Genomic DNA, 12,142 nt, shown 5'->3' with positions numbered 1-12,142 from the left:
TATTTGGTTAGGCGTAACAATAGAGGTTTGAGAAACTCTATTGAAAATTTAATTTAATGGATAATACCGTTTTTTAAAGCTTTTTACATTAAAAGCACGTGAGAGAAGTGCTCAGCTGTCGGTAAAGTTAATATCTTCTTAGTTTAGGGTGTTAAGCTTGAGCTTATTTGTGGAGTTTTCTAGAATAGTGGTAAATTTTAAGAGTGCGCATTATGCCATTGTCAGATGAGTTGGTTACACAGCAAACGATGAATTGGGTTAAAGATTTCATTGTTGAGTTAAATGTTTGTCCTTTTGCAAAAAGGGAGGTCGAGCGTGACTCGATTAGAGTGTGCGTTATACGTTCAAAAAAAGTAGAGGTGGCACTTGAGGAGCTGCTTGCTGAGATTGCCTTTTTAGACAAAAATGAAGAAGCAGAAACATCCTTATTGGTTTTCCCAACCTTATTTAAAAGTTTTTATCAGTATTTAGATTTTGTTAGTTTGGCTGAAGATCTTATGTTTGAGCAAGAGTGTGAGGGCATCTATCAATTGGCAACCTTCCATCCTGATTATTGTTTTTCTGGAACGGAAGCGGACGATGTTACGAACTACACTAATCGATCACCTTACCCTATGCTGCATATCCTTAGGGAAAATAGTGTAGAAAAAGCCATTGAGTTCTATGGTGATACCAGCGCTATTCCAGAGGATAACATTGAAAAAATGATTGAGGTTGGAGCGGAATCAATCGACAAGATTTTGACAAAATGTATGCATATTGAAACTAAGTGATTTAATACGCTTCATTTTTCATTCAAGTACCGTATAGTGAGCACGATTGCAAATATGTACCGTTTATTACTATTAAACTACAGAGATTAATTACCCTTAGCCGGAGATTTCATGGCCGTACGCATTGGACAACTAAACACATTGGTTGTCGTTAAAGAAAAAGAGTTTGGTTTTTATTTAGACGCTGAGCAATTGGGCGAAATTTTGTTGCCTAAACGCTATATTCCTAAAGGAAAAAGGGTGGGTGATGATATTGAGGTGTTTATCTACCTTGATTCCAGTGACCAATTAATTGCCACCACTGAAACACCTAAAGTAAAAGTGGGTGAATTTGCAGGGCTAACCGCTGTGGCAGTCAACCACATAGGTGCTTTTTTTGATTGGGGTTTGCCAAAAGATTTATTGGTTCCTTTTAGTCAACAAAAAATACGAGTAGAAGAAGGTGAAACTCATCTACTTTTTGTTTACCTTGATCAAAATACCAATCGTATTGTAGCAACAACAAAAGTAGATGCGTTGTTGAATCGTGAGGAAATTCCTTATAGAACGGGAGATAAGGTAAAGGCCATTATTGGTGATAAGACTGATATCGGTTTTAAATGCATTATCGATGACTGCTTTTGGGGGGTGTTATTTTTTCAAGATGCTTTTAGGCAGCTTAAAAAAGGTGAAGAAGTCTCAGCTTTTATTAAACGAGTTCGTGAAGACGGTAAAATTGATATCAGTTTACAGGAAGTTGGGTACAAGAAAGTTCGCGGCATTTTAGATGAAATCTTAGATTATCTTGATGCGCAAGGCGGAGAAATGCCAATTACCGATAAAAGTAGTCCAGAAACCATTTATGCCGTTTTTAAGGTAAGCAAAGCCACCTTTAAAAAAGCCATAGGCGCTTTGTATAAAGAGAAGAAAATAGCCTTATCTCCAGGTAAAGTTACGCGTGTTAAATAAGTAATTAATACTACCTACGTTTCATTATGTAAGTGGCGGCTTGCAAGGAGGCTCATACGTTATTTATTTTATGAAGAAATGCGCTTTGAATAGGCATCGGAAATTGGATTTTTTTGGCTTCTGTTATAAAAAAGCCCGAGATAAATTCAATTTCTGTTTTTCTTCTGTTACTTACATCCTCTAACATAGAGGACCTGTTTTTAGACGTGTTTTTAGCCACCGAAAATACAAGGCTGTTAACATGCTCTCGTTCCGTATTTACTGCATTAATGGATGGGTTATTTCGTATGAAGTCCGGGTTTTGCAGCAAACCAATTAATTCATCAATGGCAGCGATCGCCTGTTCCTTATAAGGGGCACTTAGTAAGTTGCCATTTGTAATATTATTAATGCTGGTAATTGGATTAATCACGGCATTAATAATCGCCTTCGATAAGATGCGAGCCATGATATTCTCATCTTTAAATAAGAGTATTTCATTGGGTAATACTGTGTTTTTCGCTTGATTTTCATCAAAAAAACCAAAGAAGTGCTCACCTTTGCCGGTCTGCTCAACTTTGGTTGAGCTGTGCTTCAACGCGCCTTCGGACGTTGTTCCTACTATCAAAGCGTGTTGATGTATGAGTAAGTTCTGAAGAGTGGCTTGACTGCCGACCCCATTACACAATGAAATAATAAATGCGTTAGGGGATAACCTATGTTTGATTTCATTGTACGCTGATGGTTGGTCAAACGCTTTAGTACAGATTAATACCTGAGTAAGCTGATTTTGAGAGCATGAGTTATTTAGCAGCTCTATGGTGGAGTATTCAATTTCATAGTTCGATGTAATACCCTCATGAATGTGTTGAACATTCTGACAGCCGTTGCATTGACGGTTAATTAATATTACTTTCTGACCCGCTTTTGTCAGTTTGCAAGCCCAAAGCAGTCCGATGGCACCGGCGCCAATAATAAGCCAAGTCGTTGAATGCGTTTGAGAAGTCATTTTTCACTAAGTAATGTTGATTGGTTTAAATTGCTGGTATTATTACGAAAATATTTTTGAAAAGCGAATTAGGAGATAAATATGCCTTCATTTGATGTTGTGTCTGAACTGGATTGGCACGAAGTGACGAATGCGGTTGACCAAGCAAATCGTGAAATTGTAACCCGTTATGATTTCAAGGGGGTTAATGCCAGTTACGAAATAAAGGAAAAAGTCAGCATTGATATGGAAGCGCAAGCTGAGCAACACCTTAAGCAAATGATTGATATATTGTTTCAAAAGATGGTTAAGCGTGGTATTGACTTGAAGTCGTTGGAGCGTGGAAAAGTTGTTGCTGCCAATTTAAGGTCGACTCAATCAATCACAGTTAAAGAAGGTATTGAGCAGGCAGAAGCGAAAAAAATTGTTAAGATCATTAAAGACAGTAAAGCGAAAGTTCAAGCTCAAGTTCAAGGAGACCAATTACGCGTCACAGGTAAAAAAAGGGATGATTTGCAAGAGGTTATGGCTATATTACGCGCAGCAGACTTAGATATCCCTGTGCAGTTTACGAATTTTCGCGATTAACGATCGATAGGGTATTAATCAAGGGTGGTTGAGTTAAGATGGCTTCACTTTTTTTCCAACCACTCTCCAGCCTTCCTTTTCTAAATGTTCCTTCTGTCTCAAATAAGCATCTGAATCGATTGGGAAACTGATTTCATTCTTACTATTAATGACTCTGAACCAAGGTAAGGCGCTGTCTTTCGGTAATTGCTTCAAAAGCTGGCCTACCTGTCTTGCGTACCCCTTAAACCCTGATTGTTTTGCAAGTTCTCCGTAAGAAATGGTTTCTCCTGTGGGTAGTGCATCCAGAATGCTGTATATTCTTAAATTAAATTCATCCATTGTCGATTTGCTCATTTATCAGTCGGTGATGTGTTATTAAATATTGATAAGGTATGACAATTATATGCGTAAAGCTCTTCTCTTAATGTTACTGATTCCAGTGATTGAAATATTGGTGCTTATTGAGGTTGGAAGTCAAATTGGTGGTTTGGCGGCCGTACTATTGATATTAGCAACGGCTGTATTTGGCTTGGCTATTATCAGAAAGCAGGGCGGTAAAACATTGCTTAAAGCGCAAGACAAATTGCGAGCAAATGTGTTGCCAGCTCAAGAAATTATAGAGGGTTTTTTACTGGCTATTGCTGGCGTGTTTCTATTGATTCCTGGTTTTGTTACCGACGCAATCGGCTTATTGTTACTTGTTCCTCCCATCAGAAAAGGATTGTTTCTTGGTGTGTTTATAAAAATCATTGCTGAAAAGGTTAAAAAAGCGTCACCCAGAGGCTCTCAATTTCATGAAAATACAGGAGAGATCATAGAAGGTGAATACATTAAGGAAAATAAAGATCAAATTGATAAAAATTAATTAGACTAAGGGGTTGAAAAGGGTTTTTACAACCCTATATTCAAAACCAGTAACCTTTCCTACTTTAATGGTAGGCATAATCCGGCCAGGGGGTTCCTGGTATTGATTAATTTTTTTGGAGATGTAGATCAATGAATATTCGTCCCTTGCACGATCGTGTTGTTGTTCGCCGTAAAGAAGAAGAGACAACGACAGCTTCTGGTATCGTTTTGCCTGGTTCCGCTACTGAGAAGCCAAATCAGGGTGAAGTCTTGGCTGTAGGCACTGGCCGTATTCAATCTAATGGCGATGTTGCTCCATTAGCTGTAAAGGTTGGTGATACTGTTTTATTTGGTCAGTATTCAGGCCAAGCCGTTAAGTTAAATGGCGAAGAATTTTTGATGATGAAAGAAGATGAAATTTACGGAATTTTAGAAGCTTAATTTTCTTATTAAACTCATTTATAAAATCAAACATACAGTTTAGGAATGTAAAATATGTCTGCTAAAGATGTTAAATTCGGTGATGGTGCTCGTCAACAAATGCTACGTGGCGTAAATGTTTTAGCCGATGCGGTTAAAGTAACATTGGGACCAAAGGGTCGTAATGTAGTTATTGAGAAGTCCTTTGGAGCTCCTGTTGTCACTAAAGATGGTGTTACCGTGGCAAAAGAAATCGAATTGGAAAATAAATTCGAAAACATGGGCGCACAAATGGTTAAAGAAGTGGCGTCACAAGCAAATGATGTTGCTGGTGATGGTACTACAACAGCGACGGTTCTTGCTCAAGCTATTATTACTGAAGGCTTAAAAGCGGTTGCCGCTGGTCGCAACCCAATGGATCTTAAGCGTGGTATTGATAAAGCAACTCAATCGGTAGTTGCTGAAATCGCGAAATTATCTACTCCTTGCAAAGATTCAAAAGCGGTTGAGCAAGTGGGTACTATTTCGGCTAACTCCGATTCTTCTGTTGGTAAAATTATTTCTGAAGCAATGGAGCGCGTTGGTAAAGAAGGTGTCATTACCGTTGAAGAAGGTTCAGGTTTTGATGATGAACTTGATGTAGTTGAAGGTATGCAGTTTGATCGCGGCTACCTTTCACCATACTTCATCAATAATCAAGAAAATATGAGCGCTGAACTTGAAAGCCCGTTCATTCTTTTGGTTGATAAAAAGATCTCAAGTATTCGCGATCTTCTACCTGTATTGGAAGGTGTTGCAAAAGCTTCACGCCCATTGCTTATCATTGCAGAAGATGTTGAAGGTGAGGCACTTGCAACACTGGTTGTAAACAGCATGCGTGGCATTGTAAAAGTCGCTGCAGCAAAAGCGCCAGGTTTTGGTGATCGTCGTAAAGCAATGCTACAAGATATTGCTATTCTTACTGGAGCTACTGTCATTTCTGAAGAAGTTGGTCTAGCTTTAGATACAACAACTCTTGAGCATCTTGGTACAGCCAAGCGTGTAACGCTAACTAAAGAAAGTACAACGATTGTTGATGGAGCAGGCCAAGCCTCTGAAATCACAAGTCGCGTAGATCAGATTCGTGCTGAGATGGCTAATTCAACTTCTGATTACGATAAAGAGAAACTTCAAGAACGCGTAGCTAAATTAGCTGGCGGTGTTGCGGTTATTAAAATCGGCGCAGCAAGTGAAGTGGCAATGAAAGAGAAGAAGGCGCGTGTTGATGATGCGCTTCATGCAACACGTGCAGCCGTTGAAGAAGGTGTTGTCGCGGGGGGTGGTGTTGCTTTGGTTCGCGCACTTTCTTGCTTGTCAGAACTTATTGGCGATAACGAAGATCAAAACGTTGGTATTACATTGGCTCTACGTGCGATGGAAGCACCAATGCGTCAAATCGTTACCAATGCCGGAGATGAAGCATCGGTTGTTGTTGATAAAGTTAAGCAAGGTGAAGGAAACTTTGGCTATAACGCGGCATCAGGTGAATATGGCGATATGATTGAAATGGGGATTCTTGATCCAGCAAAAGTTACTCGTTCAGCGCTTCAAGCCGCCGCATCTGTTGCAGGCTTAATGATTACGACTGAATGCATGATTGCTGACTCACCAAAAGAAGAAGCGCCAAGTATGCCTGATATGGGCGGTATGGGCGGAATGGGTGGTATGGGCGGAATGATGTAATTTTTATTACTGAATTAACCTAGACTATTCTACTAAAGGCACTTCGGTGCCTTTAGTTTTATGTAGGGTGAGCCGCCTATATGCATGAACACTGTTCAGTTTCCACTGCCTAAAAATTGATAATGTTATATTTTTGTTAAAAAGAAGAGTGCATCTTCCAATAAAGCCAAACCGTTGATTCTAAAGCTATTGATAAATCGGAGGCTGTGTAAGATACTTAATGCTATGATTTATTCAGTCAATAAAATAAAGGGTAACTTATGCTAAAGAAAACGCTCATTAGTTTAGCTGTGTCTGGGTATTTAGCCGGATCTTCTGCTTTTGCGCTTGAATTAGGTGAGTTATCCCTCAAATCTTCACGCAGTGAGCCTTTTCGTGCCGAAGTGTTTTTAACGGATTCCGTAAACCTAACGGCTAAAGATGTAACGATAAGACTTGGTAGTGAAAGCGAATTTCAATTAGCTGGCATTACACCTGTAAGGGCTTTGTCTCAACTTCAGTTTCAAGTCATAAACCGTGACGATAAAATGGTTGTCGACATACGTAGTGCAACACCAATCAACGCAGACGAATTGCATTTTGTATTGGCCGCACGTTGGCCCAGTGGTCAGGTTGTAAGGGAGTATCAAACCCCTTTAGACAGTAGTGCCTTGATCGAGAAGTCGGGGCAAAGTGCCATACAATCAACCAGTATTACTCCAATTATACAAGAAGAAAACACTTCAGGTTCGACGGCTAGGCCAACTGCACTGGCTAATGAGCTCAACGTTATCAAAGGAAATACACTTTGGTCTATTGCGAAAAACAATAAAACGTCTAACGACCTTACTATTTACCAAACAATGATGGCCATTCAAGCGCTTAATGAAGAAGCGTTTTATGCAAATAATATTAACTTACTTAAGGAAGGGTCTGTTTTAAGGCTACCGACTCAAGAACAAATCGCTGTGTTTAATCAACTGGCGTCTAAAGAAGAGTTCGAACGACAGAATGCGGCCTGGAATGCCTTAAAGAGAGCGGGAAAATTACCAAAAAGTTTAGAAAAAGCTCAATTAAATACACAAGCAAACTCGAATCAACAAACAAAATCAGAATTAAATAATGATGATAAGCTATCATTGATATCTGGTTCCAGTGTTCTCCCAGAAGACTCCTCTAACTCTAATCAAGCCAATTCAGAAGCGGTTAAAAATTTAGAAGGCAAGCTTTCAGAGAGTAATGAGCTTTTAGATAAAGAGCGCCGCGAGAAAAGCGAACTAGAAGGTAAGTTGAAAGAGTTAACAGATCAACAAGCCACATTAGAAAAGTTAATAAGTTTAAAAGACTCTCAGCTTGCAGAGCTTCAGCAGCAAATGATCAGTGCTCAGCAGATAATGCAAGAACAAAAGAATACCGTTGACCAACTGCTTGAAGCAGACCAACTCCGTCGAGAAACGGAAGCCGCTGAAGAAAACTCAATATTTAATCAAATATTTAAAAATCCAGTCATTATGTCTGCTATTGCGGCTGTAATGATGCTGCTGGGTATTTTAATAGGTTTCATGTTAAAGCGAAGAGGCATTAAAAGAGAGGAAGCATTAGATTCGTTAGGCAACGAGTTTGACTTATCATCTGGAGTCGGTATGGGAAGCGCTGCGGCCGTCACGGCCACGGCGAGTGCAGCCGCTGTGACAAACATGGCAGACGATATTGAAGAAGAGGGTGAGGAGCCGCTCCCTGAGGTAGATGAAATAGAAGAAGAAGACCCATTTGCCTTTGATTTTGGTAATGATGAATTAGACGATTTGGATTTGGAATTATCAGATGAAAACGAGGTTGACGAGTTTGATTTCGATGAAGATTCTAGCTCATTAGATGACGAAATAGAGGTTGATGACCCTCCACCTTCAGAGCCTGAGATGGAGTTGGATGAGCTTGAGGAACTGGATGAGCTTGAGGAACTGGATGAAACCGAAGGTTTTGATGATATCGATGCCTTAGTTGATGATAATGTTCCAACAATTGAAGACACGCAACCAACTATTGACGAGCTAGACAATTCAGAAGAAGAGTCTTTCGTATCAAACTTACTTGATGATTCCGGCTTAAATGACATAGATGAACTTGCTAACGAACAAGAAGCACCTGAACCGTCAATTGAAAGTGCTTTGGAAGACGATCTTACTGATATTGAGAGTGAATTTGAAACTGAAGATCTTGAAATTCCAGAATTTGGTGAAAATGAAGCGGCCGAAGATGCGGAAGAATCCGATGAGGAGGAAGAGATCGATTTCTTCGATGCAAGCGGAGATGAGGTGGCAACAAAACTAGATTTAGCCAGAGCCTATATGGACATGGGAGATGAAGAAGGTGCAAGAGTGATACTAGATGATGTTGTAGAATCTGGAAGTGAGACTCAAATTGCTGAAGCTCAAAACATGTTGGAGCGGATGACGTAAAGTGAGTAGTAAAATTGCGTTGGTTGTTGAGTATAAAGGGTCAAGATATAAGGGCTGGCAATCTCAAAAAGGTAGGGTAGAAACAGTACAAGATTTCTTAGAAAAGGCGCTTAGCAAAATCGCCAATCACCAAGTCTCTGTTATTTGTGCGGGGAGAACGGATTCAGGTGTTCATGCGTGTTATCAAGTTATACACTTTGAAACGGAATCCATAAGAGAGAATAAAGCATGGGTCTCAGGTGCAAACTCTAATTTGCCTGATGACATTAGTGTTGTGAGTGCGGTTAATGTAGCGGATAGCTTCCATGCACGTTTTGGTGCGTTAAGTAGGCGGTATCGTTATGTTATATACAGTAAGCAATATCGGTCTGCTATCATGGCCAAAGAAGTAACATGGACATATAAAGCACTTAATGCCTCTTTAATGAGAGAAGCTGCTGAATGCTTTTTGGGTACTCATGACTTTACTTCATATCGTGCCGTTGGGTGTCAGGCCCATAGCCCTGTTCGGACAGTGATGAATTTTGAGGTATATGAAACGGATTCATATATTGTTTTGGATGTAAGAGCTAATGCGTTTTTGCATCATATGATTCGAAATTTTGCTGGCGTTCTTATTGCAATCGGTGCAGGTGAAAAACCAGTTGGGTGGGCAAAAGAGGTGCTACATGCAAAAGACAGAACGGTTGCCGGTGTAACGGCTCCTCCGTATGGACTGTATTTTGTTCATGCCGAATATCCAGTAGAATATGGATTACCATCGTTGCCATTAGGGCCCCATTTTTTGCCTAACCATAAAGAAAAAAATTATGTCACATCGAGTTAAAATTTGTGGAATAACCAACTTAGAGGATGCCATTATCGCATCCTCTCTAGGTGCAGATGCTTTGGGCTTTGTGTTTTATAAAAAAAGTCCAAGATACGTCTCGCCTAACGTTGCAAATGAAATCTTAAAGCAATTACCACCTTTCGTAACACCTGTTGCTCTTTTTGTTGATGCAAATGAAGGTGAGGTAAATGACGTTATTGAGAGTAACTCACGCTGGGTAATTCAATTTCATGGAAACGAAACTGAGCAAGAATGTCTTAGTTTTAATCGCCCTTACATTAAAGCTTTGAGGGTGCAAAGTGAGGAAACATTACTTTCTCAATTAAATAGCTACCCCTCGGCCGCCGCATTATTATTAGATGCATATAAAGAAGGTGTACCTGGAGGAACCGGCGAAACATTTAATTGGGATATTATTCCAAAAGAATTAACAACACCTATTATTTTAGCCGGTGGTTTAACGCCCTCTAATATTACTGATGCGATAAAAGTTCCAGGTATCTATGCCGTAGACGTTAGTGGTGGTGTTGAGTTAACGAAAGGCATTAAAGACAAAACAAAATTAGAAAAATTTATTTTAGGAGTAAAACGTGGATAAAGTAGAATTTTCTACAAACTTACCTGATGAACATGGTCGATTCGGGCAATTTGGTGGTGTTTTTGTATCTGAGACATTAATGTCTGCCTTAGATGATTTAACCAAGGTATACGAGAAGCTCTCAAAGGAAGAGGATTTTCAAGCTGAGTTTGACCGTGATTTAGCTCACTACGTTGGTCGTCCTTCTCCTTTATATTTCGCTGAGCGTTTAACTGAAAAAGCCGGCGGAGCAAAAATATATTTAAAAAGAGAAGATTTAAATCATACTGGTGCCCACAAAATCAACAACACGATTGGCCAAGCTCTTTTGGCAAAATTTATGGGTAAACCAAATATCATTGCCGAAACAGGTGCAGGCCAGCATGGGGTAGCGTCTGCAACAGTGGCCGCTAGACTCGGTTTAAAGTGCAAAGTGTTTATGGGTGCTGAAGACATCAAGCGCCAGTCTCTTAATGTTTACAGAATGAAGCTGCTTGGTGCCGAAGTTATTTCCGTTGAATCCGGAACAAAGACACTGAAAGATGCGCTCAATGAAGCCATGCGTTATTGGGTTAGTAATGTAGACGATACTTTTTACATCATTGGAACTGCGGCTGGGCCTCATCCATACCCTAAACTCGTTAGAGATTTTCAATCCGTCATTGGTCGGGAAATAAAGCAACAATGCATTACTCAAGCAGGCCGCCTCCCTGATGCCTTAGTCGCGTGCGTCGGCGGTGGTTCTAATGCGATAGGTATGTTTCATCCCTTTATTGCGGATACCGATGTGGCTATGTATGGCGTTGAAGCCGGCGGCGATGGTATTGAAACAGGGCGTCACGCAGCGCCTTTATCAGCAGGTCGTCCTGGCGTTTTACACGGAAATAGAACGTATGTAATGGCGGATGAGGACGGTCAAATCATTGGCACTCATTCTATTTCTGCTGGTTTAGACTATCCGGGTGTTGGACCTGAGCATTCTTGGTTAAAAGATGTAGGGCGTGCAAACTACGTCGCGATTAATGATGATGAGGCTATGGATGGTTTTAGAGATCTTACTCGGCTTGAAGGCATCATGCCTGCACTTGAATCAAGTCACGCGATTGCCTATGGCATGAAGCTAGCGGCTACTATGGATAAAGATCAAATTGTTGTGATTAACTTATCTGGTCGTGGTGATAAAGATATTCTTACAGTTGCTGAATTAGATGGTATTAAGGTGTAGTCATGAGTCGAATAAAACAATGCTTTATTAATTTAAAAGCGAGCAATAAGAAAGCGCTTATTCCTTTTGTTACGGCAGGAGACCCAACACCAGACCACACAGTTGATATTATGCACTCTTTGGTCGACAGTGGATCAGATATTATTGAATTAGGTATGCCTTTTTCTGACCCAATGGCTGATGGTCCTGTTATTCAATTGGCTTGCGAAAGAAGCTTAGCCGCAGGTACAAGTATTCGAAAAGTATTAAATATTGTTTCAGAGTTTCGTAAGACCAATGACACTACACCAGTTGTCTTAATGGGGTATTTAAACCCTATTGAGTTTTTTGGTTATGAAGCGTTTACAATGGCCGCTAAAAATGCCGGAGTTGACGGTGTTTTATTAGTTGATTTAACTCCTGAAGAAGCGATAGATGTAGTAGAATTCTTCAAAGAACATGAGCTTGATTTGATTTATCTTTTGTCACCAACCACAACGATGGAACGTGCGAAGAAAATATGTAATCTAGCCACTGGTTATGTCTATTATGTATCTATCAAGGGTGTTACTGGAACAGCCTCTTTGGATGTTGCAAGCGTGAAAAAACACGTTGATAGCTTAAAAGAAATTACAGATCTACCTATTGGCGTTGGTTTTGGTATTCGTGATGCTGAAACAGCTCAAAAGGTGAGTCAATGTTCTGATGGTGTGATTGTCGGTAGCGTATTAGTGAATTGCATCGCTGAAAATCAACAAGCGTCTGGCAACCAAATAGGACAAGAGTTAAATAAGATTTTATTACCTATGCGTCAAGCAATGGATGCTTAGGTAGCAAGTATATTAAGG

General features: G+C 40.0%; 13 protein-coding genes. 11 read left to right on the top strand and 2 right to left on the bottom strand.

The genetic code is table 11. The features are described 5' to 3' along the window. The first annotated feature begins 212 nt into the window (after window positions 1-212). Together IEZ33_RS09470 and IEZ33_RS09465 are read left to right on the top strand one after the other, a co-directional pair. Entirely contained in the window at window positions 213-773 is a 561-nt protein-coding gene (locus IEZ33_RS09470; RefSeq protein ID WP_191603404.1) for a DUF1415 domain-containing protein, read from the top strand. A gap of 111 nt (window positions 774-884) precedes the next feature. Continuing rightward, window positions 885-1,721: a CvfB family protein gene (locus IEZ33_RS09465; RefSeq protein ID WP_191603403.1), complete on the top strand. Its 837-nt coding sequence runs from the start codon at window positions 885-887 to the stop codon at window positions 1,719-1,721. A gap of 52 nt (window positions 1,722-1,773) precedes the next feature. On the opposite strand, the gene IEZ33_RS09460 is transcribed toward IEZ33_RS09465, so the two are convergent. Then, the gene (locus IEZ33_RS09460; protein WP_191603402.1) at window positions 1,774-2,709 is read right to left on the bottom strand and encodes a ketopantoate reductase family protein; all 936 of its coding nucleotides are present in this window, start codon (window positions 2,707-2,709) and stop codon (window positions 1,774-1,776) included. Window positions 2,710-2,790: 81 nt separating this feature from the next. On the opposite strand from IEZ33_RS09460, the gene IEZ33_RS09455 reads away from it, so the two are divergent. Then, window positions 2,791-3,276 (top strand): YajQ family cyclic di-GMP-binding protein, encoded by a 486-nt coding sequence (locus tag IEZ33_RS09455; RefSeq protein WP_191603401.1) that lies wholly within the window; start codon window positions 2,791-2,793, stop codon window positions 3,274-3,276. A 33-nt stretch (window positions 3,277-3,309) separates the two neighbouring features. Here the strand turns inward: IEZ33_RS09455 and IEZ33_RS09450 are convergent, their stop codons facing one another. Then, window positions 3,310-3,612 (bottom strand): MGMT family protein, encoded by a 303-nt coding sequence (locus tag IEZ33_RS09450; protein WP_240009677.1) that lies wholly within the window; start codon window positions 3,610-3,612, stop codon window positions 3,310-3,312. Between the two features lie 49 nt (window positions 3,613-3,661). Here IEZ33_RS09450 and IEZ33_RS09445 point away from each other — a divergent pair, with 49 nt between their 5' ends. From IEZ33_RS09445 to trpA, 8 genes are all read left to right on the top strand, one after another. Next, window positions 3,662-4,123: an FxsA family protein gene (locus tag IEZ33_RS09445; RefSeq protein WP_191603400.1), complete on the top strand. Its 462-nt coding sequence runs from the start codon at window positions 3,662-3,664 to the stop codon at window positions 4,121-4,123. A 131-nt stretch (window positions 4,124-4,254) separates the two neighbouring features. Further along, the gene (locus IEZ33_RS09440; RefSeq protein WP_191603399.1) at window positions 4,255-4,545 is read left to right on the top strand and encodes a co-chaperone GroES; all 291 of its coding nucleotides are present in this window, start codon (window positions 4,255-4,257) and stop codon (window positions 4,543-4,545) included. 54 nt (window positions 4,546-4,599) lie between these two features. Next, the gene (groL, locus tag IEZ33_RS09435; RefSeq protein WP_191603398.1) at window positions 4,600-6,246 is read left to right on the top strand and encodes a chaperonin GroEL; all 1,647 of its coding nucleotides are present in this window, start codon (window positions 4,600-4,602) and stop codon (window positions 6,244-6,246) included. Window positions 6,247-6,506: 260 nt separating this feature from the next. Further along, window positions 6,507-8,684 carry a FimV/HubP family polar landmark protein gene (locus IEZ33_RS09430; protein WP_191603397.1) on the top strand — a complete coding sequence of 726 codons (2,178 nt, stop codon included), beginning with the start codon at window positions 6,507-6,509 and terminating at the stop codon, window positions 8,682-8,684. A 1-nt stretch (window position 8,685) separates the two neighbouring features. Next, entirely contained in the window at window positions 8,686-9,510 is an 825-nt protein-coding gene (gene truA / locus IEZ33_RS09425) for a tRNA pseudouridine(38-40) synthase TruA (RefSeq protein WP_191603396.1), read from the top strand. Next, window positions 9,494-10,111 carry a phosphoribosylanthranilate isomerase gene (locus tag IEZ33_RS09420; RefSeq protein ID WP_191603395.1) on the top strand — a complete coding sequence of 206 codons (618 nt, stop codon included), beginning with the start codon at window positions 9,494-9,496 and terminating at the stop codon, window positions 10,109-10,111. Before truA ends, IEZ33_RS09420 begins: the two co-directional genes overlap by 17 nt. After that, entirely contained in the window at window positions 10,104-11,315 is a 1,212-nt protein-coding gene (trpB, locus tag IEZ33_RS09415) for a tryptophan synthase subunit beta (protein ID WP_191603394.1), read from the top strand. The genes IEZ33_RS09420 and trpB overlap by 8 nt, the downstream gene beginning before the upstream one ends. A gap of 2 nt (window positions 11,316-11,317) precedes the next feature. Further along, a complete protein-coding gene (gene trpA / locus IEZ33_RS09410; RefSeq protein ID WP_191603393.1) occupies window positions 11,318-12,124 on the top strand; it encodes a tryptophan synthase subunit alpha in 807 nt (268 codons plus the stop codon). Window positions 12,125-12,142: the final 18 nt, after the last annotated feature.

The sequence above is a fragment of the Marinomonas algicola genome, assembly GCF_014805825.1.
Lineage (GTDB): Bacteria > Pseudomonadota > Gammaproteobacteria > Pseudomonadales > Marinomonadaceae > Marinomonas > Marinomonas algicola.
Note: the sequence above shows the minus strand (reverse complement) of the source record. Positions and strands in the feature narration are given on the sequence as shown.